Below are 23,312 nucleotides of genomic sequence, written 5' to 3' on the forward strand. Positions count from 1 at the left end.
CACATGGTTCGCTCGGACGCCCGCGAAAACCGGGCTCGCATCCTGCAGGTCGCGCGCGCGGCGTTCACCGAGGCGGGTGACGTCTCGATGAACCGGGTCGCGCAGCTCGCCGGGGTCGGGCCCGGCACGCTCTACCGCAACTTCCCGACGCGCGAAGCTCTCGTGCTGGCCATCTACCAGGACGAAGTCGACCGGCTCCTCGAGACCGTCCCGGAGCTGCTCGCGCGGCTGCCCCCGCTGGAGGCGCTGCGCGAGTGGACCGTCGACCTGGTGGCGGCCATGCGGAAGAAGCACGGCCTCGGCGACGCGCTCAGCCCCGGCGCGCACCAGGCGATCACCGAGCAGACCTACGGCCCGGTCATCGCCGCCATCACCCGGCTGCTCGACGCGGGCAAGGCCGACGGCACGATCCGCGCCGACGCCGACCCCCGCGACTTCCTGCAGCTCACCGGCGCGCTGTGGCGGGCCGCGTCGGGGCCGGAGGACCGGTCGCCGTCGATGCTCGCCCTCATCCTGGACGGTTTGAGCGCTCCTACGAGGTGAGCGCGGCGCGACCTTCGGCGAAGAAGGCCGCGATCGCGCCGGCGTCGCCGAGGTCGCCGACCGGCCGGGCGGCGCCGAAGGGAGCGTTCCAGAACTCGCCCTGCCGCGGCGTGAACGGCCCGACGTACGCGTAGGGCTCACCCAGGTGGCCGTCGCCGGGGGAGACGCCGTAGTTCACCTCGTCGAGCGTGATGGCGACGTCGAAGTGCTCCGGCCACAGGATCGGCACCGACCCCGGCAGGAACGCGCGCAGGGCGCGGTCGCCGTCGGCGAAGGCCTGGAGCAGCAGCTTCAGCGCGTCGGCGGCGAAGACGATCGTCTCGTCCGGCCGGATGCCGGGACCGCCGGAGTAGACACCCGCGGGGGCGCCCGCCTCGACCCCCGCTTCCGCCGCCACTTCGGCGAACGTGCGCCCGGCGAGCCGCACGCGGGTGGTGCCCGCCAGCAGTTCGTCCCCTTCGACGCGCAGTGCGGGCTCGGCGGCCGTCGCGAAACCGCCGTCGGCCACGGTGAGGTCGATGCGCCCGGTCGCGCGGTGCTGCGGGCCGGCGAGCAGCAGCTCGGCCACGCCGTGCAGCGACCGGCGCGTCGGTTCCCAGTCCATCCGAACTCCTCGTGTAACGCCCGGGAGGGTTCCGGGCACTGAGCCTGCCGTCACCGCAGTGTCCCCGAACCCAGGAGGCGTTACATGGCGGAGTGGCATCGGGTGGATCCCACCGACGTGCCCGCGGACGGCCGGGTCCGCAGCGTCACCGTGGCCGGGCGCAGCGTCGCGCTGTCGCGGTGCGGCGCGCGGCTCGGCGCGCTGGAGAACCGCTGCCCGCACCAGGGCGGCCCGCTCGGCGAGGGCTCGATCGAGAAGGGCTGGCTGCGCTGCCCCTGGCACGGCTACGACTACGACCCGGTCACCGGCGAGTCGCCCGGGGGCTTCGGCGACGCGGTGCCGACCTACCCGGTCGAGGAGCGCGCGGACGGCGTCTTCGTCCGGCTGCCGGAACCGGCGCCCGCGGTCCGGACCGTCGCCGACGTCCTGGTCGAGACGCTCGTGGCCTGGGGCGTGCGGCACGTGTTCGGCATGGTCGGGCACTCCAACCTCGGGTTCGCCGAGGCCCTGCGCCGCGCCGAAGCCCGGGGTGAGCTGACGTACTTCGGGATCCGGCACGAGGGCGCGGCGGCGTTCGCGGCGAGTGCGTACGGCAAGCTCACCGGCCGGCCCGCGGCGTGCTTCGCGATCGCCGGGCCGGGCTCGACGAACCTGCTCACCGGCCTCTACGACGCCAAGCTCGACGGGGCGCCGGTGCTCGCGATCTCCGGGCAGGTGCCGTCGAAGGTGCTCGGCCGGGGCGCGTTCCAAGACGTCGACCTCGCCGCCGTCTTCCGCGACGTCGCCGTGTCCACCACGACCGTCCACAGCGGAAGCGACCACGGCGAGCTCGCGGCGCTCGCGGTCAAGCACGCCGTCGACCGGCGGGGCGTGGCGCACCTGGTGCTGCCCGACGAGGTCCAGGTGCAGCCGAGCGACGCGCCACCGTCCCCACCGGACGGCCGCCGCGCGGGCCGGGCCGGCCGGCCGGACGCCGTCGCCGTCACCACGGCCGCCGCGCTCCTGCGCGACGCCCGGCGGCCGGTGTTCGTCGCCGGGCACGGGGCCCGCGGCGCCGGCTCCGAGCTCACCGCGCTGGCCGAACGCCTCGGCGCGCCGGTGCTCACCACGTTCAAGGCGAAGGGCCTGGTGCCCGACACCCACCCGCTCGGGGCCGGCGTGCTGGGCCGCAGCGGAACGCCGGTCGCCAGCTGGCTGATGAACGAAGCCGACCTGATCGTCGCGGTCGGCGCGTCGTTCAGCAACCACACCGGGATCGCCGCCTACAAGCCGATCCTGCAGCTCGACGACGACCCGGGCGCGATCGGCCGGTTCGACGCGGTCACGGCGTCGCTGCTCGGTGACGCCCGGCTCGCCCTCGACGCGCTCGCGGCCGAGCTGGGGGAGGCGAAGGCCGAAGACCAGCGCGCCGATGTCGCCGCCCGCTGGGCGATCTGGCGCGCGGAGAAGGCCCGCCGGGTCGCCGACGACCGCGGCCGGGGTGTCTCGGCCGCGGCGGTGTTCGACGCGCTGTCGCGCCACCTGCCCGAAGACGCCGTCGTGGCCGTGGACGTCGGCAACCACGCCTACTCGCTGGGCCGCTACCTGGAGTCGAAGGGCCAGCCGGTGCTGATGTCGGGCTACCTCGGCTCGATCGGGTTCGGCTACCCGGCGGCGCTCGGCGCCTGGGCGGCGGCACCGGAGCGGCCGGTCGTGGCCGTCACCGGTGACGGCGGGTTCGGGCAGTACGCGACCGAGCTGACCACGGCCGTCAAGTACGGCATCCCGGTGAAGCACGTGCTGCTGAACAACAACGCGCTCGGCAAGATCAGCAAGGAACAGCTCGCCGGGGACTACCCGGTGTGGCAGACGTCGCTGGTCAACCCGGACTGGGCCGCCTACGCGGAACTGTGTGGTGCCAAGGGCATCCGCGTCACCGCGCGCGAGCAGCTCGACGACGCCATGACCGCGCTCTTCGCCGCCGAAGGCCCCACCCTGCTCTGCGTCGACCAGGACGCCGAACTCCTCTGAAAGGGACGACCATGCCGAACTACGACGACCTGCGCGCCCTGTTCCTCAACGGCACCCTCAAGCGCTCGCCCGAACCCAGCAACACCGACGGCCTGATCGACGTCAGCCGCGGGATCATGGAGAAGAACGGGGTCGGGGTCGAGGTGCTGCGGGTGATCGACCACGACATCGCGACCGGCGTCTGGCCCGACATGACCGAGCACGGCTGGGCCACCGACGCCTGGCCGGCCATCTACGAAAAGGTGCTGGCCGCGGACATCCTGGTGATCGCCGGGCCGATCTGGCTGGGGGACAACAGTTCCGTCACCAAGCAGGTCATCGAGCGGCTCTACGCCTGCTCGCACCTGCTCAACGACGCCGGCCAGTACGCCTACTACGGCCGCGTCGGCGGCTGCCTCATCACCGGCAACGAAGACGGCGTCAAGCACTGCGCCATGAACGTCCTCTACAGCCTCCAGCACCTCGGCTACACCATCCCGCCGCAGGCGGACGCGGGCTGGATCGGCGAGGCCGGCCCCGGACCGTCCTACCTGGACCCGGGCTCCGGCGGCCCGGAGAACGACTTCACCAACCGCAACACGACGTTCATGACCTGGAACCTGCTGCACCTGGCCCGGATGCTGAAGGACGCGGGCGGCATCCCGGCGCACGGCAACCAGCGCAGCGAGTGGGACGCCGGCTGCCGCTTCGACTTCACCAACCCCGAGTACCGCTGAGCCCGCCGTGCCCGGCGTCGGGTTCGTCAACCTGTTCGCGGTGGCGGCGATCGCGCTCGCCGCCCCGCTGCTGCTCGGCCTCGTGCCGAAGCTGCGCGTTCCCGCCGTGGTGCTGGAGATCGTGGCCGGGATCGCGCTCGGGCCGTCCGGGCTCGGCTGGATCACCCCGGACCTGCCGGTGCAGATCGTCGCCCTGCTCGGGCTCGCTTTCCTGCTCTTCCTGGCGGGACTGGAGATCGACGTCCACCGGCTGCGCGGCCGGGCCCTGCGGGTGGCGCTGCTGGGCTACGTCCTGACGCTGGCCATCGGGCTCGCCGTCGGCACGGGTTTCGCCGCCGCGGGGTGGGTACGCAGCCCGCTCCTGGTCGCGGTGGCGCTGTCGGCGACTTCGCTCGGTCTGGTCGTGCCGGTGCTCAAGGACGCGGGACAGGCCGAAGGCGGCTTGGGGCAGGCGGTCATCGCCGCCGCGTCGGTGGCCGACTTCGCCGCCGTCCTGCTGGTTTCTTTGCTGTTCTCGGCTTCCGGCGGCAGCACCGGCGCGCGGCTGGTGCTGCTCGTGGCCTTCGTGAGCCTGGTCGTCGTGACCGCCGTCGTGGTCGCGCTGGCCGGCCGGTCGCGCCGGCTCGGCGCGACCCTGCTGCGGCTGCAGGACACCACGGCCGAGATCCGCGTCCGCGCGGCCGTGGTGCTGCTGGTCGCGTTCGTCGCGCTGGCCGAGACTTTCGGCCTGGAAAGCATTCTCGGCGCTTTCCTGGCGGGCGCGGTCGTCGGGCTGCTCGACCGCGACTCCGCGTCGCACCCGCGGTTCCGGGTCAAGCTCGACGCCATCGGGTACGGCTTCCTGGTGCCGGTCTTCTTCGTCACCAGCGGCCTGCGGCTCGACCTGTCCGGGTTGCTCGCCGACGCGGCCGCGCTCGCGCGCGTCCCGCTGTTCCTGGCCGCGCTGCTGCTCGCGCGCGGCGTCCCGGCGGTGCTGTTCGCGCGGGAATTCGGGGCCGGGAAAGCGATCGCGGCCGGTCTGCTGCAGGCGACGTCGTTGCCGTTCCTGGTCACCGCCACCCAGATCGGCGTGCTCACCGGGCTGATGACCCCGGTGACCGCGGCCGCGCTCGTGTGCGCCGGCCTGCTTTCGGTGCTGCTGTTCCCCGCCGGCGCGCTGTCGTTGCTGCGGTCGCGGGAGGGGGCGCCCGTAAGATGACCGTCACCTGTTTCGGCTGTTTCCGCAGCTATATTCGGCTGGTGAGCCCACTTCCGCCGGATACGGAACTCCTCGCGGCACTGCGCGGCGGGGACGACGGCACCTTCGCCGCCGTCCTCGACGCGTGGTCGGCGCCGATGCTGCGCCTGGCGCGCTCGTTCGTCTCCACCCACGCGTCCGCCGAGGAAGTCGTCCAGGACACGTGGCTCGCCGTCGTCAAGAGCCTCGACGCGTTCGAGGGGCGCGCGGCGTTCAAGACGTGGGTGTACCGGATCCTGGTCAACACGGCCAAGAAACGCGGCACGGCCGAGCACCGCAGCATTCCCTGGGCCAGCCTCGCCCCCGACGGCGAAGACCGCGGCCCCACCGTCGACCCGGCCCGGTTCCGCGGCCCGGACGACGCCCACCCCGGTGGCTGGCGCCAGTTCCCCGCCCGGTGGCCGTCGCCGGAAAACACCGCCCTGGCCCTGGAAGTCCGGCAGGTGATCGCCGGCGCGCTCGACGAGCTGCCCGCTCGCCAGCGCGCCGTCATCAGCCTCCGCGACGTCGCCGACCACAGCGCCGACGAGGTCTGCGCGCTGCTCGAGATCACCGCGGCCAACCAGCGGGTGCTCCTGCACCGCGCGCGAGCCGCGGTGCGCGAGCGGCTCGCGGAGTACCTGGGTGCCGAGGGGAAATCGGCATGACGTGCGAAGAGTTCGTCGAACTCGTCACGGCTTTCCTCGACGGAGCACTGGATCCCGGGACCGAAGCCCGGTTCGTCGAGCACTTGGCGTTGTGCGAAGGCTGTGAAACGTACCTCGACCAGTTCCGCACCACGATCGCCGAACTCGGTGCGCTACCGGCCGAAACCCTTTCGCCCGACGTGCGCGACACCGTCCTCGGCGCCTTCCGCGATTGGCGCGGGGCCTAATCCGGCGGGGATGCGTTGCCGGCCAACAGATCGCCGAGGCCACCCCGCGCGTCCGCCAGCACCAGGGCCTCGGCCGCCGCGGAGTCGCCGGCCCGCAGCGCGTGCACCAGCTGCCGGTGGGTCGCGTAGCGGTCCAAGCCGAACGTCTCGTCCACGCTGACCCGCTCCAGCACCCGCGACCGCCGCTCCGGCGACGAGAACACCCGCGTCTGGTCGAGCAGCCGCACGAGAACCGGGTTGCCCGCGCACGACTCGACCACGCCGTTGAACCGCTGCACGGCGTCGAAGAGCCGGCCGACGTGCTTGGCCACCTCCTGCCCGGACTCGTGGCGCTGCTTGATGAGGATCAGCAGGTCGTCGGCCTCGTCGAGGATCGCGTCGAGCCGGTCGAGCTGCTCGGGGGTCGCGTGCCGCGCGGCGAAGCGGGCCACCATCCCGCGCAGGCCGACCTCGACCTCCGCGAGGTCCTGGACGGCGACGCCGCCGAACATCGCCACCTTGACCGTCCGCGGCCCGGCCCGTTCGAGGAGGCCGTCCTGCTCCAGGCGCCGGATGGCTTCGCGCACCGGCGTCGGACTGACCGACAGCCGCTCGGCGAACCCGCGTTCGGTGACCTTCTGGCCCGGGCGCAGCTCGCCGGTGGTGATCGCGTCGCGCAGGGCCCGGTACACGCGGTCGGCCAGCGTGTCGGTCTGCAGTGCTTCACCCAGCATGCCGCACAGCCTACGGCAAAACTCATATGCAACTCTTGACCGTCTTGCTATAGCAAAAGTACGGTGGCGGCCACGAACCGACGGAAGGGGCCGACGATGACGTTGACCACCCCGCGCGTCCGGACCGGGCGCATCACGTTCTTCGTGGCCCTGGCCGTCTTCGCCCAGGAATCGACGTGGAACCTCTACGACTCGCAGGTACCGCCGCTGCTGCGCGAGCACCTCGGCAGCGCCGCGCTCATCGGCGCGCTGATGGGGATGGACAACCTGCTCGGCATCTTCGTCCAGCCGTGGATGGGCAACCGCTCGGACGGCACCCGCACGGCGTGGGGCCGCCGCATCCCGTACCTCGTCGTCGGCATGCCGGTCGCCGCGCTGCTGTTCGTCCTGATCCCGCACGCGGCGGCTTCGCTGCCCCTGCTGATCCTGACGATGTTCGGCTACGCGCTCGTCGCGAACTCCTTCAAGCCGATCGCCGAGTCGCTGCTCCCGGACTTCATCGCCCCCGAACGGCGCAGCCGGGCCAACGCGGCGGTCAAGATCGCCTCCAGCATCACGGTGATCGTCGCCGCGCTGATCAGCCTGTTCCTCATCGACGACTTCCCGAAGCTGTCGTTCGCGATCCCGGCCGTGGTGATGGTGGGCTCGGTGGCCGTGCTCGCGTGGAAGGTGCGCGACAGCCGGTCGCCGGCCTACCGGGCCGCGCTCGAAGAGGACCGGGCCGAACCCGGCGAGGGTTCGCCGCGAGTGCGGATGCGCGAGGTCCTGCTCGACATCGTCCGCGACACCGACCGCAGCCGGCTGCTGGTCATCGCCGCCGTCTTCGCCTTCGGCGGCGCGTGGTTCGCGTCGCGGTCGCTGATCACCAACTACGGCATGGAAACCCTGGGGCTGTCCCGCGGCGACGCGGGCGGGCTGACGCTGCCCAGCGGGCTGGCCTTCATCGTGGCCGCCTACCCGGTCGCCCTGCTCGCCGAGCGCTTCGGGCGGCTGCGCGTGATCCTGGCCGGGATGGTGGTGTTCGCCGCCGCGATGGTGCTGGGCACCGCGGTTTCGACGCCCGCCGGCATCGTCGTGGCGATGTGCGTCGCGGCCGCGGGCGCGGCGGCGTTCATCGTCAACACGGCGGTCGTGCTGTGGAACCTCGCGCCGTCGGCCCGCGTGCTCGGCACGTACTCCGGCCTCTACACGGTCGGCTGGTCGGCCGGCGGCTTCGCCGGCCCGGCCCTGGTCGGCGGCATGGTCGACCTGACCGGGTGGCGGTTCATGCTGCTCGACGTCGGCGTCGTCACGGCGGTCGCGGTGCTGCTCGTCGCCCGCGTCGCCGCGCTGCAGCGCCACCGCCCCCCGGCCGCCGGGCCGGATTCGTGGTGAACCGAGAGGAATGAGGACCATGGACGCAGTGCGCGTGCTGGCGCCGAGCGGCATGCTCGGCGCCGGCTGGGACCACGCGACGGTCGAGCGCGGCATCGCCCTGGGCGCCGACGTCATCAGCGTCGACGGCGGCTCCACCGACTCCGGCCCGTACTACCTCGGCGCCGCGACGGCGAAGACGACGGCCAAAGCCGTGGCGCGCGACCTGCGCAGCCTCTTCACGGCGGCCGCGGGCGCGGGGATCCCGGTGGTCGTCGGCTCCTGCGGCACGAGCGGCACGGACACCGGCGTCGACTGGGTCGCCGGGATCGCCGCGGAAGTGCTCGCGGAGGAGGGCCTGGAGCTGACGGTCGCGCGGATCTACAGCGAGCAGGACGCCACCGGCCTCAAGGAGTACCTCGACCGCATCCACCCGTTGCCGCCCTTGGGAAAACTCGACGCCGAGACCCTCGAAAGCTGCACGCACATCGTCGGCGCGATGGGCCACGAGCCGATCGTCGAAGCGCTGCGCGCGGGAGCTCAAGTCGTGCTCGCCGGCCGCGCGACCGACACGGCGGTCGCGGCCGCCTACCCGCTGATGATGGGCATGCCCGCCGGACCGACCTGGCACGCCGCCAAGATCATCGAATGCGGCGGCCAGTGCACCAGCAACCCGCGCGCCGGCGGCGTCCTGGCCACGATCGACGCGGACGGCTTCACCATCGAGCCGCTCGACCCGGCGTCGGCGTGCACGCCGATCTCGGTGGCCGCGCACATGCTCTACGAGACCGCGGACCCGCATCGGATGCGCGAACCCGACGGCACCCTCGACGTCAGCGCCGCCGAGTACACCGCCGTCGACGACCGGATCGTCCGCGTCACGGGGTCGGAGTTCCACCGCGCCGCCCAGCACACGATCAAGCTGGAGGGCGCGCGGATCACCGGGTACGAAACGATGTCGTTCTCGGCGATCCGGGACCCGCTGGTCCTCGCCGAAATCGACACCTGGGCCGAGCTGATGCGCACGCTGATCACCCAGCGCGTCGGCCAGACCCTCGGCCTGGCCGACGGCGAATACGCGTTCGACCTCCGCCTGTACGGCCACAACGCGGTGCTGGGCGAGCTGGAACCCGAGACCGGGCCGCCGCGCGAGGTGGGCGTGATGCTGTTGGTCAACGCCCCCGACCAGGCGACCGCGACGGCCGTGGCGAAGGTGGCCAACCCGCTGATGCTGCACCTGCCGACGCCGTCGATGGACTACCTGCCGAGCTTCGCGTTCGCGTCGTCGCCGGCGGAGGTCGAGCGCGGCGCGGCGTACGAGTTCGTGCTGAACCACGTCGTCGACTGCACGCCGCTGGAGCTGTTCCGGACCGAGTTCGGCGTCGAAGGGAAAACCCGTGCCTGAAACGACGTTGGCGGACCTGGCCCACGAGGTCCGGTCGAAGAACGCGGGCCCGTTCTGGGTCACGATGGAGCTGTTCCTGCGCGACGCGGACGGCTACCGCGTCGCGGCCGACGAGACGTTCCTGAACGAGCGGGTGATCGCCGCGCTGTACCGGGTGGAGGAGAGCACGATCCGGATCTTCCGGATCCCGTCGCTCAACGTCGTCAAGATTTCCTTCCCCCGCCCGGTCAGCCAGGGCTCGCTGCGCGACCGCGACATGCACGCGGGCCAGCACCACGTCCCCCTCGCGCGGCTGGTGGTGCCGTGAGCTAGACCGGGCACCACCGGATGGCGCGCCCTACCAGGGCAACACCCCGGTCTCGTCCTGCAGTGTTCCGGTCGGGCCGTCGGCGTCCGAGGTGGCCAGGCGCACGACGACCGCGGCGCTCTCCTCCGGCGACCGGCCGATGCCGAACGCGGCCGTCATGTCGGTGGCCGTGGTGCCGGGCTCGACCGCGTTGAACTTGATGCCCGGCTGGGCCTTCGCGTACTGGAGCGTCAGCATCGTGGCCGCCGCCTTGGACGCGGAGTAGAGCGCGAGCGGCAGCTGGTACTCCGGGCGTTCGGGGTTGGTCACCGCCCAGAACGAACCCGCGCTGCTCGACACCGTGACCACCGTGGGGTTCGACGACTTGCGCAGCAACGGAAGCGCCGCCTCGGTGACGCGCACGATCCCCACGGCGTTGGTGTCGAAGACGCGCAGCGCGGTGGGCCCGTCGAGACCTTCGCTGCCGAGCACGCCCGCGTTGTTGACCAGGACGTCGAGGCGTCCCTCAGCCGCGTCGATCGTGGCGAGCGCGTCGGTGACCGAGTCGTCGTCGGTGACGTCGAGCGGGACGAACCGCGCGCCGAGCTCGGCAGCGGCCTTCTCGCCGCGCTCGGGGTCGCGGGCGCCGAGGTAGACGGTGTGGCCCCGCCGCAGGAGCTGTTTCGCGGTCTCGAACCCGATGCCCTTGTTGGCGCCGGTGATCAGGGTGACGGTCATGCGCTTTCCTTTCCGGCGGCGAGCTGACGGCGCAGCTCGCCGGCGTCGTGCAGGGCGGCCATGTGGACGAACCGTCCGTTGTGGACGCGGTAGATGGCGTACTCGGTGATCTCGAACGACGCGCCGGTGGGCGCGACGCCGAGCCACTCCCGCGCCGGGGTGCCGGTGTTGACCAGGCGCGCGGCCAGGCGGTCGCCGTCGAAGAGCAGCTCCTGGAGCTCCCAGTGGAGGTCCGGGACGGCGGCCACGTCGGCTTTCTGGACGGCGATGAGGTCGTCCCGCGTGGCGGGCTCGCCGTTCAGGGTCGTGCGGTCGTCGATGAACTCGTCCATCCGGTCGAACCGGTGGGCGTTGAGCTGGTCGAGGTAGCGCAGGTAGAACGCACGCAGGTCGGACATCGGGTGGTCCCGCTCTCGTCGAGTTCCGCATCGATCGATGCGGAATTCGACCGTAGCACGTTTTGCATCGATCGATGCGGAAAGGTCAGGAAAGCGGCCAGCTGCGCAGGGCGGCGTCGGCCATCTCCTGCAGCTCCTCGCGGGCGACGCCGCTGGCGGCCTGCACGGCGATGCCGTACGCGAGGGCGGTGACGAAGCGGGCGAGCACCGAGGGGTCGGCTTCCGGAGGCAGGTCGCCGTCGTCGACGGCTCGTTCGAACCGGTCGCGCAGGGTGGTGTAGCCGTCGTCGCGCCAGCCGACGAGCAGTTCGCGGGCGCCGCGGCCGGAGTCGCCGGTGACCAGGGCACCTTGGACGCCCAGGCAGCCGTGGGGTCCGGCCGGCCGGGTGGTCGTCTCGATGGTGCCCGCGATGAGCGCGGTGGTCACCTCGAGCGCGGTCGGCATTTCCAGGGCGTCGACGACGTACGCGCTCGGACCTTCGGTGTAGCGCTCCAGGGCCTTGCGGAACAGCTCTTCCTTGTTGCCGAAGGTCGCGTACATGCTGGTGGTGGAGATGCCCATCGCTTCGGTCAGGCCGGCCAGGCTCGCGCCCTCGTAGCCGTGCTCCCAGAAGACCAGCAGGGCGCGCTCGAGCGCCGCGTCGGGATCGAAGGCCCGCGGCCGGCCGGTCGGGCGGCGCTTCCCGGTTTCCATCACCTCAGCCTACCTCTTTCGCATCGATCGCTGCGGAATCGCTCGGAAAGACTTGCTTGATACTGGTACCCCCTAGGGGTATGGTCGACCGGGTCGAGACACCGACCCCGGAGGAGACCCCATGAGCCAGACCACGTTCACCGTCACCGGCATGACCTGCGGGCACTGCGTCGCGTCGGTCGGCGAGGAGGTCGGCGCGATCGACGGTGTCACCGACGTCGCCGTCGACCTGCCCACCGGAGCCGTCACCGTCACCAGTGCCGAGCCGGTCGACGAAGCGCGCGTCCGCGCCGCCGTCGAAGAAGCCGGGTACACCTTCGCCGGGCAGCGCGGCTGACCGGCGACCGGAACCGAGGGAACAACCATGAACACCACAGCACGGCTCGCCGTGTTCGGCGGAGCGCTCGCCCTGCTCGCCGCCGGCGGATTCGCCGTGGGCAAGGCGGCCGGGCCGGTCGCGGCCGCCGAGGACACCGCGCACGGCGAAGGCCACGCGGAGATGACCGCCGCGGCCGACCTGCCGGGCGGCCTGGCGTCCAGTTCGGACGGTTACACCTTCGCCGACCCGGTCGCGGAAGCCGGGCGCTTCACGTTCCGCATCACCGGTCCCGACGGCAAGCCCGTCACCGCGTTCGACGTCGAGCACGAGAAGAAGCTGCACCTGATCGTGGTCCGCCGCGACACCTCGGGCTTCCGGCACATCCACCCCGAGCTGTCGCCGGACGGCACGTGGAGCGTCCCGTTGAGCCTGCCCGCCGCGGGTTCCTACCGCGCGTTCGCCGACTTCGCGCCCACCGGCGGGAAGCCGATGACCCTCGGCGTCGACCTCTCGGTCGCGGGGGACTACCGGCCGGCGACCTTCGCGCCCAGCCGCGTCGCGACCGTCGACGGCTACCGCGTCGAGCTCGCCGGGGACCTCACCGCAGGGAAGACGTCGCCCCTTACGCTGACTGTCAGCCGCGACGGCGTCCCGGTCACCGACCTGCAGCCCTACCTCGGCGCCTACGGGCACTTGGTGGCGCTGCGCGAAGGCGACCTCGCCTACCTGCACGTCCACCCCGACGGCGAACCCGGCGCCGGGCCCCAGGTGAAGTTCGCCGCCGAGGTCCCCAGCGCCGGGACCTACCGGCTGTTCCTCGACTTCCGGCACGGCGGCGTCGTCCGGACCGCCGAGTTCACCCTCACCACCGGCCACTGACCGCGGAAGGAGAGCCGATCATGACCGAGATCGAACTCGCGATCGGTGGCATGACCTGCGCGTCGTGCGCCAACCGCATCGAACGCAAGCTCAACAAGCTCGACGGCGTCACCGCTTCGGTCAACTACGCCACCGAGAAAGCACGCGTGCACGCCCCCGAAGGCGTCGACCCGGCCACGCTGGTCGCCACGGTCGAAGCCGCCGGTTACCAGGCGACGCTGCCCCAGCCGGAAGCACCCGAACCGGCCACGGGCGAGGACGACCCGACGCGGCCGCTGCGGCAGCGGCTGATCACCAGCGCGGCGCTCGCGGTGCCGGTGATCCTCCTGGCCATGGTGCCGGCGCTGCAGTTCACGTACTGGCAGTGGATTTCGCTGACGCTGGCCGCACCGGTCGTCACCTGGGGCGCGTGGCCGTTCCACCGGGCGGCCTGGACGAACCTGCGCCACGGCGCCGCGACCATGGACAACCTCGTGTCGATGGGCGTGCTGGCCGCGTTCGCGTGGTCGGTGTGGGCGCTGCTGTTCGGCACGGCCGGGACGCCGGGGATGGTGCACCCCTTCGAGCTGACGGTCGCGCCCTCGGACGGCGCCGGCAACATCTACCTCGAGGTCGCCGCGGGCGTCACCACGTTCATCCTGGCCGGCCGCTACTTCGAGGCGCGGTCCAAGCGCCGCGCCGGCGCCGCGTTGCGAGCTTTGCTGGAGCTGGGTGCGAAGGAAGTCGCCGTGCTGCGCGGCGGCGTCGAGGTCCGGATCCCGACGGCCGAGCTGGCGGTGGGGGACCGGTTCGTCGTGCGGCCCGGCGAGAAGATCGCCACCGACGGCGTGGTCGAGGAAGGCGGGTCCGCGGTCGACGCGTCGATGCTCACCGGCGAGTCGGTGCCCGTCGAGGTCGGCGAAGGCGACGCCGTGACCGGCGCGACCGTCAACGCGGGCGGCCGGCTGGTCGTGCGGGCCACCCGCGTCGGGGCGGACACGCAGCTGGCGCAGATGGCCAAGCTGGTCGAAGACGCCCAGAGCGGCAAGGCCGACGTGCAGCGCCTGGCCGACCGGGTGTCCGGCGTGTTCGTGCCGATCGTGATCGGCCTGGCCGTGGCGACGCTCGGCTTCTGGCTCGGCAGCGGCGTGGGCGCGGCGGCCGCGTTCACCGCCGCTGTCGCGGTGCTGATCATCGCCTGCCCGTGCGCGCTGGGCCTGGCGACGCCGACGGCGCTGCTCGTCGGCACCGGCCGCGGCGCCCAGCTCGGCGTCCTGATCAAGGGCCCGGAAGTCCTGGAATCCACCCGCCGCGTCGACACCGTGGTGCTGGACAAGACCGGCACGGTCACCGCCGGTCGGATGACGCTGACCGCCGTGCACACCGCCGAGGGTGTCGAGGAGACCGAGCTGCTGCGGCTGGCCGGTGCCCTGGAAGACGCGTCGGAACACCCGATCGCGGCGGCGATCGCCCGCGGCGCCCGGGAGCGCGTCGACCTGCCGGCCGTCGAGGACTTCACGAACGTGGAAGGCCTTGGCGTGCAAGGGATCGTCGATGGGCACGCGATTCTCGTCGGACGCACGGCCCTGCTCGAGGACTGGGGTCAGCCGCTGCCCGACGACCTGGCCGAGGCGAAGGCCGCGGCGGAGGAACGCGGGCACACGGCGGTCGCGGTGGCCTGGGACGGCGCGGCCCGTGGTGTCCTGGTGGTCGCCGACACGGTCAAGCCGACGTCGGCCGAGGCGATCGCTCAGCTGCGCGAACTCGGGCTCACCCCGGTGCTGCTGACCGGCGACAACGCGGCGGTGGCGCGGGCGGTGGCCGCGGAAGTCGGGATCGACGAGGTGATCGCGGAGGTGCTGCCGGCGGACAAGCTGGACGTCGTCAAGCGGCTGCAGGACGAGGGCAAGGTCGTGGCCATGGTCGGCGACGGCGTCAACGACGCGCCGGCGCTGGCCCAGGCCGACCTCGGCCTGGCCATGGGCACCGGCACGGACGTGGCGATCGAGGCGAGCGACCTGACGCTGGTCCGCGGCGACCTGCGCGCGGTGGCCGACGCGATCCGGCTGTCCCGGCGCACGCTGCGCACGATCAAGGGCAACTTGTTCTGGGCGTTCGCGTACAACCTGGCGGCGCTGCCGCTGGCCGCGGCCGGGCTGCTGAACCCGATGATCGCGGGCGCGGCGATGGCGTTCAGCTCGGTGTTCGTCGTCGGCAACAGCCTGCGGCTGCGCGGTTTCCGCTCCAGCGCGGCCTGAAGCGGCCCGGGCCGTCCGGTTCAGCCGGGCGGCCCGGGCTCGCGCCGGCCGCGGTCGAGGTGCTCGTCGATGGCGCGCTGGTGGGCGACGATCCGGTCGTGCAGCTCGCGGAGCGCGAGTTCGTCCTCGCCCGGCGCGGGTTCGTCCGTGCCGTCCGCCATCGGCGCCTCCCACGAGCCCGGCCGTCGTCCGCGGCCCAAGACTTGCCGAGCACAATACTTGTACGGGCGAACTGTCGTGCGCCGGCCGCGGCTAGTTCTTCCAGACCACCGGGGACTTGTCGTAGCCGTCGCCCTTGTCGAACGTCGCGGCCTCGACCGCCGCGCCTTCGCGGGCGCCCTGCAGCGTGCACGTCTCGAACTTCGCGCCGGCCGAGGTGAAGTCCTTGCCCGCCGTCCCGGACTTGCACCGATCGGTGCTGCCGGTGATGATCACGCCCGTCGAACGGCCGTCGGAGCCGAGGGCGCGCAGCGACACCGACGAGTAGGCCAGGTCGGCACCGTCGACGTTCTCGACCGTCGCGCGCAGGTAGTACGGCGTGATGCCCTTCGCCTTGTCGCCGTACTTCGCGAGGTCGGCGTTGTCGCCCTTCTCGATCGCGGTCACGGTGATCGCGATCATGCCCGACTTGGCCGTGCCGTACTTGAACGGGACCACCGCGCGCTCGCCGAGCTTCAGCTCGGTGCCCGGCTTGGTGACGTCGCCGACGGGAGCCGCCGCGGCCGTCGAGGACTCGGGGGCGGCCGAGGTCGGCGCGCTGGTCGGCGCGGCGGGCGCGGCCTGCCCGGACTCCCCGCCGCACGCGGACAGCAGGAGCGCGGCGGCGCAGGCGGCGAGCAGGGCGGTGGTGCGGACGTGCTTCATGGATCTCCTCGGACAACCCGGCCGGACGGGTTCCGGCCGGGCGGAGCCGAGCGCCGCGGCCGCCCCCGGGAACGGTCGCGGCGGCCGGTACGGGGCGCCCTCGCGGCTCCGTCAGCGGGACGCTAACCCGGGCGCGCCGCCGGTGGTGTGGGCTGTTCGCACCACACGGAGGTCACAGATCGTCGACGCCGATCAGGCCGTCCTGGATGGCCCGGGCGACCAGCGCGGCCTTGGTCGGCGCCTCGCGGCCGATGCGCGCGTACTTGACGCGGATCCGCTCGAGGTGGGAGTTCACCGTGCTGGGCGAGATCCCCAGCCGGTGCGCGACGAACTCCTTCGACTCCGACTGGAACCACTCGACGAGCACCTCGGCCTCCCGCGCCGACAGCGCGGGCCGCGTCTCCGACCGGTCCCCGGCGAGCGCCCCGGCCAGCGACGGCGGCGTGTACGGCCGGTCCTGCGCGGCGGCCCGCGTGGCCTCCACCAGGTGCCCGGCGCCCTCGGCCTTCGTCAGGTAGGTCAGCGCGCCGAGCTCGAGGCACTGCAGGGCGACGTCGTCGTCCGCGCGCATCGAGTAGACGACCACCCGGCGCCCGGCCTCGGCCAGCCGCCGCAGGTCGCCGAACGCCGGCGCGGGCCCGCCCAGGTGCAGGTCGAAGATCACCACGTCGGCGGCCGCGCCGGCGCCGAGCCAGGCGGCCTTGACGTCCTCGCCCTCGGCGACGACGTCGATCGGCGGGTCGCCGGCCGCCAGCCAGAACGCCACGCCGGCGCGCACCGCCGGGTGGTCGTCGACCACCACCGCCGTCACTCGGGTCGCCACCGCGCCTCCATCCAGGTCTGTCCGTCCCGGGACTGGGACGTGACACCGACCGCCGCCGATCCGGTGAACTCCGCCTCACCATCGGCGAAGACGGCGACGCGCACCAGTTCGGGGGTCCGCAGCACGCTCACGCGCGCCCGCGTCCGGGCGGCGGCCAGCGCGGCGAGCACCGGCCCGGCCAGCTCGCGGCGGACCTCGGCCGGGACGTCGACGACGTCTCCGCTGACGGCCAGGGCGACGGCGACCCCGCGCCGTTCGGCGACGTCCAGGCCGGCGGTGACCTCGTGCACCAGCGGATCGGGCACGTCGTCGTTCTCGGCGAAGAGCCGCCGCAGCTGCGCGGCGGCGAGCGCGCACCGGGCGCGGGCGTCGGCCGTCCCGGGATCGACGGTCCCGTCGGCGAGCCCGGCGAGCAGCGGCAGGGTGGCCCCGAGCTGTTCGGCGAACCCGGCCCGCAGATCCCGCCCGGCCTGCGCGGCGAAGGCGGCCCGGGTGGCGAGCCGTTCCCGTTCGGCGGCGGCCGCGGCGGCGTCCCCGGCCCGGCGGTCGAGCAGCCGGATCAGCCCGATGACGGCGAGCTGGAAGGCGGTGACGGCGAACAGCACGATGGCGGCGTCGCCGAGCTCGGTGCGGGTGGGGGTCCCGTCGAGCAGGAACTGGCCGACGCTGGCCCCGACGTGCAGGCCGAGCGCGGCGAGCAGGGCGGGGGTGCGGTCGGCGAGCAGGACGAGCAGGTGCCACCCGACGAGCCCGAAAGACCAGTGCGGTTCCCGGAAGAAGGAATCGGCCGGGAGCGCATCGGTGGCGGCGACGGAGGCGACGAGGACGCAGACGGTTCCCCCGAGGGCGACGAGGGCGGGGAGCGGCTTGCGGCGCAGGATCCAGACGGCGCAGAGGGCGGTGACCGCGGTGAGGAGCCCGTAGGCGAGGTCGGGGGCGAGGGGAGGCCGGTAGGCGGCTTGGTGGCGGAGCAGGGGAGGAAGGCTGAGCCCGAGCTGGATGGTGCCGGTGACGCCGAGCAGGATGATCCGGATGGCGGCGGCGAGCCGGACAGCTGGCTCGGCGGCGGGAGCGGTGCGCGCAGGTTCGGCGGGTGCGTGCTGCGCGGCGGCGGGTTGGCTGGCGGGTTCGGTGGCGGGGGAGGTGCGTGCCCCGGGGCGCGCGGTTTCGGCGGGTGCGTGGTGTGCGGCGGCGAGCCGGACAGCGGGATCGGCAGCGGGGGAGGTGCGCCCCTCGGGGCGCGCGGGTTCGGCGGGCTGGCCGACCGGCTCGCCGGGCGTGCGCTGCGCGGTGGCGCCCCCGCTCGCGGGCGCACCATGCCCACCGTCGGTCGGAACCCCGCCACTGCCCGCCGTCGCGCGACCTTCCGCCGCCTCAACCACGGGCCCACCTCAACGTCACCGTCGTCCCCGCGCCCGGCGAGGACCGGACCTCCGCCGTCCCGCCCGCCGCGCTCATCCGCTCCACCACCGAGCCCCGCACCCCGCGCCGCGCCGCCGGCACGCGGGACGGGTCGAAGCCGGTCCCCGCGTCCGTGATCGTCACCGCCACCCCGTCCGGCACCGGGAACAGCCGCAGCGAAACCGACTCCGCCCCCGAATGCCGTTCCGCGTTGCGCAGTGCCTCCTCCGCCGCGCGCACCAACGCCAGCGCCACCGCGGCCGGCACCAGCGGCACCGGCTCCCACACCGCCGTCACCGGCAGAACCCGGGCGGTCAGCACCCTCCGCAACCCCGCCTCGACGTCGACCGGGGTATCGGCCGACCGGTCCGACCCCGTCAAGATCGCCAGGTCGCGGGCCGCGTACCCGGCGACCGCGGCCCGGTCGGCCGCCGCCCCCGACGCCACCGCCAAGAACGTCGCCGACGCCGTGTCGTGCAGCAGCGCCAAGTACTCGCGCTCACGTCGACGCCGGTCCCGGTCGAGCGCCTCCGCCTGCTCGAGGGCCGCCTGCTCGGCGCGCGCCGCGTCCGTCCGGGCCGTCGAACGGACCAGCAGCACGAACGCCACCCGCGCCAGCACGGTCTCCACCACGACCCGCAGCGCCACCGGCAGCCAGCCCCCGCCACCGAACGCCGTCCCGACCGCCAGCAACGCCACCAGCACCGGCCCGGTCAGCCGCGGCGACCGCTCCCACTGCCAGGTGATCGCGGTGATCGTCAGGACGTTCGCCGCCCACAGGCTCGCCGTCCCCGGCACCGACGTGATCCACGGCTGGCACGCCGCCACCGCGCCCGCGCGCACCACCGCCGGCGCGAACGACCGCCCGAAGACGTCGGCCGCGCCCGCCACCAGGCTGAGCCCGAGCAGGCCGAACGCCACCGGCAGCGCGTCCCCGGGCGTGGCCACGACGCCGAACACGCCGACGACCGTCGTCGCCACCGCCCGCGCGGGACCCGCGAACCGCGTGACCGACGCCCGGAACTGCGCCTCGACGGGCCCGGGCGCGCTGGCGGTCATCACCCTCCCGAGAACTGCCGAAATCGGACGCTCTGTTTCTACCAGGCGCCGCCGAACGCGCGATTCTGTCCATAAAGGGCAGTAATCAAGCACTATCGAGCACTTGACATGCCCGGTGTTGCTCGCTTTACTGCTGAACACGTCGGAACGGACGCCCGACGTCAGAGGTACGCCCAGCCGGTATGTCGGCCTCCGCCGCGAGCCCGGACTGAGTCGCCAGGACGCGCTCGTGGTCCGAGGCGGGGTCGTGCCCACCACCATCCGGAGTTCGAGGATGCCCCTTCCCCGCGTTCAGTTCATCACCGGAGCCGCACTCGCCGCCGTGGTCCTGACCGGCACCGCCTGCTCCGCCGACGCGATCCCGGCCGCCGGCGCGACGACGACGGCCGCCGTCACGCCACCCCCGGTCAAAGCCGGGTTCGACTACCAGATCGGCGGGGCCTACACCCCGGCGAGCGACGTCAAGGTCGTCAGCCGCGACCACACGGCCCAGCCCGCCAAGGGCCTCTACAACATCTGCTACGTCAACGCTTTCCAGGCACAGCCCGGCGCCGAGGGGGAGTGGGGCGACCTGCTGCTGCGGGACGCCGACGGCAACGTCGTGATCGACGAGGACTGGAACGAAGCCCTCCTCGACCTGCGCACCGCCGACAAGCGCCAGCGCGTCGCCGCGAAGGTCGACGCCTGGGTCGACGACTGCGCCGCCACGGGCTACCAGGGGGTCGAGCCCGACAACTTCGACAGCTACACCCGCTCCCGGGGACTCCTTTCCGACAGCGACGCCCAGGCCTACATCCGCCTGCTTTCCGCCCACGCCCACGCGAAGGGCCTGGCGATCGCGCAGAAGAACACCTCCGAGCTGTCCGATCAGCGCCAGGCCAACGGCCTCGACTTCGCCATCGCCGAGGAGTGCGGGCAGCAGAAGAACTGCGGCGAGTTCACGCCCGCGTTCGGCGACCACGTGATCGTCATCGAATACACCGACGGCGGCCTCAAGACCGCGTGCAGCCGGTGGAGCTCGCTCAGCATCGTCCGCCGCGACCACGACGTCGTCCCGAAGGGCGAAGCCGGCTACGTCCGCAAGACCTGCTGATGGACCGGCGGGGATTCCTGCGCGGCGCCGCCGGGCTGACGCTCGGCGCCGCCGTCGCGGGCTGCGGGCCGGCCCGCGGCGCCGGCGGCCCGGTCACCGTCGAGGTCTGGCACGGCCAGACCGACACCGGCAAGAAGGTCCTCGACGCGCTCGTCGCGGACTTCCACCGGACCCACCCCGGGATCCGGATCGACCTCGGCGGCGGCGTCCTCGCCGACGCGATGCTGCAGAAGGTCACCGCGGCACTCGCGTCGGGGTCCTACCCGGACATCGCGTACGTCTTCGGCTCGGACCTCGCGAGCGTCGCGCGCAGCCCGCAGGTCGTCGACGTCACCGACCTCGTCGACGCCGGCCCCGGGTTCTGGGCCCCGGCAAGGGAAGCGGTCACCGTCAACGGCCGCGTGCGCGCGGTCCCGGCGCTGCTCGACTCCCTGGCCGTGGTGTGCAACAAGGCGTTGTTCGAGAAGGCCGGGCTCCCGCTGCCGGCGGCGGGCTGGACGTGGGCCGATTTCGTCGATGTGGCAAGGAAACTGACCGACCCGGCCGACGGCACCTTCGGCACCGCCTGGCCCGCCACCGGGGACGAGGACACCGTATGGCGGATCTGGCCGATGGTGTGGGACCTGGGCGGCGACGTCATCGGCGCGGGCGGGCGCGGGATCGGGTTCGCCGACCAGGGCGTGCGGGCCCTGGAGGTCGTCCGCGACCTCGCCGCGGCCAAGTCCGTCTACCTCGACCCGAAAACCGGCAGCGAGCAGATGTACCAGGCGTTCGAAGCCGGGCACATCGGCATGGTCCCGACCGGCCCGTGGCAGCTGCCCGACATCGCCGACGCGGGGGTCGACTACGCGGTCGTGCCGCTGCCCAGCTTCAGCGGCCGCCCGGTGACGATCTCCGGCCCGGACACCTGGACGCTCTTCGACAACGGCGAGGAGCGCGTCGAGGCGGCGCGCACCTTCCTGTCCTGGCTGGCGGACCCGGCCCAGGACGTCCGGTGGGACGACGGCGCGGGCAGCCTCCCGCTGAGCCCGCAGACCAAGGACCTGCCCGCGTGGCAGGCGAAAACCGCCGAGACGCCGGGCCTGCCGGTGTTCGTGGACGCGCTGGCGAACGCCCGCGTCCGGCCGGTGCACCCGGCCTACCCCCAGGTGTCGGCGGCCGTCGGCACCGCGATCGTCGCCGTGCTGCTCGGCCAGGCGACCCCGGCCGACGCGCTGCGCGACTGCGCCGCGGCCGCGAACGCCGCCCTGATCATCCCACGCTAGGGAGCCGCCATGCCCGGACTGCCGAGTCCCCTCACCGTCAGCCCCACCGCCCGGAAACACCGAGAAACCGCGGCCGCGTGGGCCTACGTCTCGCCCGCCGTGCTCATCATCCTCGGCCTCGGCGTGGTGCCGGTGGCGTGGTCGCTGCTGCTGTCCTTCCAGGCCGACGACCTCGTCACGCCGAGCCGGTTCGTCGGGCTCGACAACTACGCCGCGCTCGCCCAGGACCCGCACTTCGCCCAAGCGGTCGGCAACACCGTCCTCTACACGGTGCTCTACGTCCCGCTGAGCATCCTGCTCGGGTTCGCGCTGGCCCAGGCGCTGAACCGGCGCATCCGGCTGATCGGGGTGTACCGGACGCTCGTGTTCGTCCCGTTCGTGCTGTCGGCGACCGCGCAGGGCGTGCTGTTCTCCTTCATCCTCGACCCGCAGTTCGGCGCGGCGAACTCGCTGCTGCACCACCTCGGCGTGTCGCCGCAAGGGTTCCTGACCGATCCGGGGCAGGCGCTGCTGGTGCTCGTCGGGATCACGCTGTGGAGCGGCACCGGGTTCTGCGTCGTCGTCTACCTGGCCGCGTTGCAGGACGTCCCGCCGTCGCTGGTCGAAGCCGCGCGGCTGGACGGCGCGGGTACCTGGCGCGTGCTGCGGCACGTGACGCTGCCGGCGGTGATGCCGGTGACGGCGTTTCTGGTGCTGTGGCAGCTGATCACGTCGCTGCAGGTGTTCGACCTCGTGTACGTGACGACCAAGGGCGGGCCGCTCGGCTCCACGACGGTGATCGTCTACTTCGTCTGGGAGCAGGCGTTCAAGAACTTCACCGCCGGCTACGGCGCGGCCTCGGCGTACGTCCTGGCGCTGGCCCTGCTGGTGGTCGTGGTCGCCGTGCGCCTGGCGCGCCGGCCGCGGAAGGCGCTCCGGTGACCGCCCGCATCGACAGCGTGCCCGCGCCGCGCACGCTGCCCGCGTTTCGCCGCCCGTGGCTGCCGTTCAGCGCCTGGCACCTGCTGCTGCTCCCGCTGGCGCTGGTGTTCGCCGCGCCGCTGGTGTGGCTGCTGCTCAGCTCGGTGATGAGCAACGCCGAGATCAACCGGTTCCCGCCTTCGCTGTGGCCGTCCCATGTGGACTTCGCGGGCTACCGGTACGTCCTCGAGAACGCCCTCTTCCTGCGCTGGATCGGGAACTCGTTCATCGTGTCGGCGGTGACCGTCGTGTCGAACCTGCTGTTCGGCGCGCTCGGCGGCTACGCGTTCGCGCGGATGCGGTTCGCCGGTTCGCGGGTGCTGCTCGCGCTGATGGTCGCGACGATGGCGATCCCGTTCCAGCTGACCATGATCCCGACGTTCCTGGTGATGAAGAAGCTCGGCCTGATCGACAGCCTCGGCGCGCTCATCGTGCCGTCGCTGGTGACGCCGTTCGCGGTGTTCCTGCTGCGCCAGTTCTTCCTGTCCCTGCCCCGGGAACTGGAAGAAGCGGCGTGGATCGACGGCTGCTCGCGCCTGCGCGTGCTGTTCACGATCGTGCTGCCGCTGTCGCGGCCGGCGCTGAGCACCGTGGCCGTGCTGACGTTCCTGAGCACGTGGAACGACCTGACCTGGCCGCTCATCGCGCTCAACCACGACACGACGTACACCCTGCAGCTGGGCCTCACCACGTTCCAGGGCCAGCACCACACGAACTGGGCCGCGGTGATGGCGGGCAACGTCATCACCGTCCTGCCCGTGCTGCTCGCGTTCCTCGGCGCGCAGAAGACGTTCATCCAGTCCATCACCTCCAGCGGGCTCAAGGCCTGACCCCGCACCGC

At 72.9% G+C, this 23,312-nt stretch carries 26 protein-coding genes; 16 read left to right on the forward strand and 10 right to left on the reverse strand.

Annotated elements, in window-relative coordinates; all coding sequences use genetic code 11:
- Nucleotides 1–3: 3 nt before the first annotated feature.
- A complete protein-coding gene (locus tag ACIRSS_RS05050) occupies nucleotides 4–543 on the forward strand; it encodes a TetR/AcrR family transcriptional regulator (RefSeq protein ID WP_400890629.1) in 540 nt (179 codons plus the stop codon).
- Here ACIRSS_RS05050 and ACIRSS_RS05055 read toward each other — a convergent pair.
- Entirely contained in the window at nucleotides 533–1,147 is a 615-nt protein-coding gene (locus tag ACIRSS_RS05055) for a hypothetical protein (RefSeq protein WP_400890631.1), read from the reverse strand. The genes ACIRSS_RS05050 and ACIRSS_RS05055 overlap by 11 nt on opposite strands.
- An 84-nt stretch (nucleotides 1,148–1,231) precedes the next feature.
- On the opposite strand from ACIRSS_RS05055, the gene ACIRSS_RS05060 reads away from it, so the two are divergent.
- Genes ACIRSS_RS05060 through ACIRSS_RS05080 form a run of 5 tightly spaced genes read left to right on the forward strand, consistent with a single transcriptional unit; the run spans nucleotide 1,232 to nucleotide 5,984 of the window.
- Nucleotides 1,232–3,157, forward strand: a complete 1,926-nt coding sequence (locus tag ACIRSS_RS05060) for a thiamine pyrophosphate-binding protein (RefSeq protein ID WP_400890634.1) — start codon at nucleotides 1,232–1,234, stop codon at nucleotides 3,155–3,157.
- Between the two features lie 11 nt (nucleotides 3,158–3,168).
- Nucleotides 3,169–3,873, forward strand: a complete 705-nt coding sequence (locus ACIRSS_RS05065) for a flavodoxin family protein (RefSeq protein WP_400890636.1) — start codon at nucleotides 3,169–3,171, stop codon at nucleotides 3,871–3,873.
- Nucleotides 3,874–3,880: 7 nt separating this feature from the next.
- Nucleotides 3,881–5,071, forward strand: coding sequence for a cation:proton antiporter (locus tag ACIRSS_RS05070; protein ID WP_400890639.1), 1,191 nt, complete (start codon nucleotides 3,881–3,883; stop codon nucleotides 5,069–5,071).
- A gap of 41 nt (nucleotides 5,072–5,112) precedes the next feature.
- Nucleotides 5,113–5,757 (forward strand): RNA polymerase sigma factor, encoded by a 645-nt coding sequence (locus ACIRSS_RS05075; protein ID WP_400890642.1) that lies wholly within the window; start codon nucleotides 5,113–5,115, stop codon nucleotides 5,755–5,757.
- Nucleotides 5,754–5,984, forward strand: coding sequence for an anti-sigma factor family protein (locus ACIRSS_RS05080; RefSeq protein WP_400890645.1), 231 nt, complete (start codon nucleotides 5,754–5,756; stop codon nucleotides 5,982–5,984). The genes ACIRSS_RS05075 and ACIRSS_RS05080 overlap by 4 nt, the downstream gene beginning before the upstream one ends.
- Here ACIRSS_RS05080 and ACIRSS_RS05085 read toward each other — a convergent pair.
- Nucleotides 5,981–6,697, reverse strand: coding sequence for a GntR family transcriptional regulator (locus tag ACIRSS_RS05085; RefSeq protein WP_400890648.1), 717 nt, complete (start codon nucleotides 6,695–6,697; stop codon nucleotides 5,981–5,983). The two genes, ACIRSS_RS05080 and ACIRSS_RS05085, sit on opposite strands and share 4 nt — an antisense overlap.
- 96 nt (nucleotides 6,698–6,793) lie before the next feature.
- Between ACIRSS_RS05085 and ACIRSS_RS05090 the strand changes: the two genes are divergently transcribed.
- Genes ACIRSS_RS05090 through ACIRSS_RS05100 form a run of 3 tightly spaced genes read left to right on the forward strand, consistent with a single transcriptional unit; the run spans nucleotide 6,794 to nucleotide 9,762 of the window.
- Complete coding sequence (locus ACIRSS_RS05090; protein ID WP_400890651.1) at nucleotides 6,794–8,071, forward strand: MFS transporter; 1,278 nt, start codon at nucleotides 6,794–6,796, stop codon at nucleotides 8,069–8,071.
- Nucleotides 8,072–8,090: 19 nt separating this feature from the next.
- Nucleotides 8,091–9,455: an acyclic terpene utilization AtuA family protein gene (locus ACIRSS_RS05095; RefSeq protein ID WP_400890654.1), complete on the forward strand. Its 1,365-nt coding sequence runs from the start codon at nucleotides 8,091–8,093 to the stop codon at nucleotides 9,453–9,455.
- A complete protein-coding gene (locus ACIRSS_RS05100; RefSeq protein WP_400890657.1) occupies nucleotides 9,448–9,762 on the forward strand; it encodes a DUF4387 domain-containing protein in 315 nt (104 codons plus the stop codon). Before ACIRSS_RS05095 ends, ACIRSS_RS05100 begins: the two co-directional genes overlap by 8 nt.
- A gap of 30 nt (nucleotides 9,763–9,792) precedes the next feature.
- On the opposite strand, the gene ACIRSS_RS05105 is transcribed toward ACIRSS_RS05100, so the two are convergent.
- The 3 genes from ACIRSS_RS05105 to ACIRSS_RS05115 all read right to left on the reverse strand — a co-directional run bounded on the left by ACIRSS_RS05105 (nucleotide 9,793) and on the right by ACIRSS_RS05115 (nucleotide 11,571).
- Nucleotides 9,793–10,479, reverse strand: coding sequence for an SDR family NAD(P)-dependent oxidoreductase (locus ACIRSS_RS05105; protein ID WP_400890659.1), 687 nt, complete (start codon nucleotides 10,477–10,479; stop codon nucleotides 9,793–9,795).
- On the reverse strand, nucleotides 10,476–10,877 hold the full coding sequence (locus tag ACIRSS_RS05110; protein WP_400890661.1) for an ester cyclase: 402 nt from the start codon (nucleotides 10,875–10,877) through the stop codon (nucleotides 10,476–10,478). The genes ACIRSS_RS05105 and ACIRSS_RS05110 overlap by 4 nt, the downstream gene beginning before the upstream one ends.
- A gap of 85 nt (nucleotides 10,878–10,962) precedes the next feature.
- Complete coding sequence (locus tag ACIRSS_RS05115; RefSeq protein WP_400890664.1) at nucleotides 10,963–11,571, reverse strand: TetR/AcrR family transcriptional regulator; 609 nt, start codon at nucleotides 11,569–11,571, stop codon at nucleotides 10,963–10,965.
- A 121-nt stretch (nucleotides 11,572–11,692) separates the two neighbouring features.
- Between ACIRSS_RS05115 and ACIRSS_RS05120 the strand changes: the two genes are divergently transcribed.
- The 3 genes from ACIRSS_RS05120 to ACIRSS_RS05130 are packed head-to-tail and all read left to right on the forward strand — an operon-like array spanning nucleotide 11,693 to nucleotide 15,006.
- Nucleotides 11,693–11,908, forward strand: a complete 216-nt coding sequence (locus tag ACIRSS_RS05120) for a heavy-metal-associated domain-containing protein (RefSeq protein ID WP_400890666.1) — start codon at nucleotides 11,693–11,695, stop codon at nucleotides 11,906–11,908.
- Nucleotides 11,909–11,935: 27 nt separating this feature from the next.
- Nucleotides 11,936–12,769 (forward strand): hypothetical protein, encoded by an 834-nt coding sequence (locus tag ACIRSS_RS05125; protein WP_400890669.1) that lies wholly within the window; start codon nucleotides 11,936–11,938, stop codon nucleotides 12,767–12,769.
- A gap of 20 nt (nucleotides 12,770–12,789) precedes the next feature.
- Nucleotides 12,790–15,006, forward strand: coding sequence for a heavy metal translocating P-type ATPase (locus ACIRSS_RS05130; protein WP_400890671.1), 2,217 nt, complete (start codon nucleotides 12,790–12,792; stop codon nucleotides 15,004–15,006).
- Between the two features lie 20 nt (nucleotides 15,007–15,026).
- On the opposite strand, the gene ACIRSS_RS05135 is transcribed toward ACIRSS_RS05130, so the two are convergent.
- The 5 genes from ACIRSS_RS05135 to ACIRSS_RS05155 all read right to left on the reverse strand — a co-directional run bounded on the left by ACIRSS_RS05135 (nucleotide 15,027) and on the right by ACIRSS_RS05155 (nucleotide 19,153).
- On the reverse strand, nucleotides 15,027–15,167 hold the full coding sequence (locus tag ACIRSS_RS05135) for a hypothetical protein (RefSeq protein WP_400890674.1): 141 nt from the start codon (nucleotides 15,165–15,167) through the stop codon (nucleotides 15,027–15,029).
- Nucleotides 15,168–15,258: 91 nt separating this feature from the next.
- Nucleotides 15,259–15,870 (reverse strand): hypothetical protein, encoded by a 612-nt coding sequence (locus tag ACIRSS_RS05140; protein ID WP_400890676.1) that lies wholly within the window; start codon nucleotides 15,868–15,870, stop codon nucleotides 15,259–15,261.
- A gap of 172 nt (nucleotides 15,871–16,042) precedes the next feature.
- Nucleotides 16,043–16,693, reverse strand: a complete 651-nt coding sequence (locus ACIRSS_RS05145) for a response regulator (RefSeq protein WP_400890678.1) — start codon at nucleotides 16,691–16,693, stop codon at nucleotides 16,043–16,045.
- Nucleotides 16,678–18,075 (reverse strand): hypothetical protein, encoded by a 1,398-nt coding sequence (locus tag ACIRSS_RS05150; protein WP_400890680.1) that lies wholly within the window; start codon nucleotides 18,073–18,075, stop codon nucleotides 16,678–16,680. The genes ACIRSS_RS05145 and ACIRSS_RS05150 overlap by 16 nt, the downstream gene beginning before the upstream one ends.
- Nucleotides 18,068–19,153 carry a sensor histidine kinase gene (locus ACIRSS_RS05155; protein ID WP_400890682.1) on the reverse strand — a complete coding sequence of 362 codons (1,086 nt, stop codon included), beginning with the start codon at nucleotides 19,151–19,153 and terminating at the stop codon, nucleotides 18,068–18,070. The genes ACIRSS_RS05150 and ACIRSS_RS05155 overlap by 8 nt, the downstream gene beginning before the upstream one ends.
- A 274-nt stretch (nucleotides 19,154–19,427) precedes the next feature.
- Here ACIRSS_RS05155 and ACIRSS_RS05160 point away from each other — a divergent pair, with 274 nt between their 5' ends.
- The 4 genes from ACIRSS_RS05160 to ACIRSS_RS05175 are packed head-to-tail and all read left to right on the forward strand — an operon-like array spanning nucleotide 19,428 to nucleotide 23,301.
- A complete protein-coding gene (locus tag ACIRSS_RS05160) occupies nucleotides 19,428–20,246 on the forward strand; it encodes an endo alpha-1,4 polygalactosaminidase (RefSeq protein WP_400890684.1) in 819 nt (272 codons plus the stop codon).
- Nucleotides 20,246–21,511 (forward strand): ABC transporter substrate-binding protein, encoded by a 1,266-nt coding sequence (locus ACIRSS_RS05165; RefSeq protein ID WP_400890686.1) that lies wholly within the window; start codon nucleotides 20,246–20,248, stop codon nucleotides 21,509–21,511. The genes ACIRSS_RS05160 and ACIRSS_RS05165 overlap by 1 nt, the downstream gene beginning before the upstream one ends.
- A gap of 9 nt (nucleotides 21,512–21,520) precedes the next feature.
- Entirely contained in the window at nucleotides 21,521–22,432 is a 912-nt protein-coding gene (locus ACIRSS_RS05170; protein WP_400890689.1) for a carbohydrate ABC transporter permease, read from the forward strand.
- Entirely contained in the window at nucleotides 22,429–23,301 is an 873-nt protein-coding gene (locus tag ACIRSS_RS05175; RefSeq protein ID WP_400890692.1) for a carbohydrate ABC transporter permease, read from the forward strand. Before ACIRSS_RS05170 ends, ACIRSS_RS05175 begins: the two co-directional genes overlap by 4 nt.
- The last annotated feature ends 11 nt before the right edge of the window (nucleotides 23,302–23,312 follow it).

The organism is Amycolatopsis sp. NPDC101161 (assembly GCF_044768185.1).
Classification (GTDB): Bacteria; Actinomycetota; Actinomycetes; order Mycobacteriales; family Pseudonocardiaceae; genus Amycolatopsis.

Bases quoted from the DNA above. Each gene is read 5' to 3' on its own strand.
- ACIRSS_RS05050 (WP_400890629.1), top strand. From the start codon at position 4: ATGGTTCGCTCGGACGCCCGCGAAAACCGGGCTCGCATCCTGCAGGTC.
- ACIRSS_RS05055 (WP_400890631.1), bottom strand. From the start codon at position 1,147: ATGGACTGGGAACCGACGCGCCGGTCGCTGCACGGCGTGGCCGAGCTG.
- ACIRSS_RS05060 (WP_400890634.1), top strand. From the start codon at position 1,232: ATGGCGGAGTGGCATCGGGTGGATCCCACCGACGTGCCCGCGGACGGC.
- ACIRSS_RS05065 (WP_400890636.1), top strand. From the start codon at position 3,169: ATGCCGAACTACGACGACCTGCGCGCCCTGTTCCTCAACGGCACCCTC.
- ACIRSS_RS05080 (WP_400890645.1), top strand. From the start codon at position 5,754: ATGACGTGCGAAGAGTTCGTCGAACTCGTCACGGCTTTCCTCGACGGA.
- ACIRSS_RS05085 (WP_400890648.1), bottom strand. From the start codon at position 6,697: ATGCTGGGTGAAGCACTGCAGACCGACACGCTGGCCGACCGCGTGTAC.
- ACIRSS_RS05090 (WP_400890651.1), top strand. From the start codon at position 6,794: ATGACGTTGACCACCCCGCGCGTCCGGACCGGGCGCATCACGTTCTTC.
- ACIRSS_RS05095 (WP_400890654.1), top strand. From the start codon at position 8,091: ATGGACGCAGTGCGCGTGCTGGCGCCGAGCGGCATGCTCGGCGCCGGC.
- ACIRSS_RS05105 (WP_400890659.1), bottom strand. From the start codon at position 10,479: ATGACCGTCACCCTGATCACCGGCGCCAACAAGGGCATCGGGTTCGAG.
- ACIRSS_RS05110 (WP_400890661.1), bottom strand. From the start codon at position 10,877: ATGTCCGACCTGCGTGCGTTCTACCTGCGCTACCTCGACCAGCTCAAC.
- ACIRSS_RS05115 (WP_400890664.1), bottom strand. From the start codon at position 11,571: ATGGAAACCGGGAAGCGCCGCCCGACCGGCCGGCCGCGGGCCTTCGAT.
- ACIRSS_RS05120 (WP_400890666.1), top strand. From the start codon at position 11,693: ATGAGCCAGACCACGTTCACCGTCACCGGCATGACCTGCGGGCACTGC.
- ACIRSS_RS05125 (WP_400890669.1), top strand. From the start codon at position 11,936: ATGAACACCACAGCACGGCTCGCCGTGTTCGGCGGAGCGCTCGCCCTG.
- ACIRSS_RS05130 (WP_400890671.1), top strand. From the start codon at position 12,790: ATGACCGAGATCGAACTCGCGATCGGTGGCATGACCTGCGCGTCGTGC.
- ACIRSS_RS05135 (WP_400890674.1), bottom strand. From the start codon at position 15,167: ATGGCGGACGGCACGGACGAACCCGCGCCGGGCGAGGACGAACTCGCG.
- ACIRSS_RS05140 (WP_400890676.1), bottom strand. From the start codon at position 15,870: ATGAAGCACGTCCGCACCACCGCCCTGCTCGCCGCCTGCGCCGCCGCG.
- ACIRSS_RS05155 (WP_400890682.1), bottom strand. From the start codon at position 19,153: ATGACCGCCAGCGCGCCCGGGCCCGTCGAGGCGCAGTTCCGGGCGTCG.
- ACIRSS_RS05160 (WP_400890684.1), top strand. From the start codon at position 19,428: ATGCCCCTTCCCCGCGTTCAGTTCATCACCGGAGCCGCACTCGCCGCC.
- ACIRSS_RS05165 (WP_400890686.1), top strand. From the start codon at position 20,246: ATGGACCGGCGGGGATTCCTGCGCGGCGCCGCCGGGCTGACGCTCGGC.
- ACIRSS_RS05170 (WP_400890689.1), top strand. From the start codon at position 21,521: ATGCCCGGACTGCCGAGTCCCCTCACCGTCAGCCCCACCGCCCGGAAA.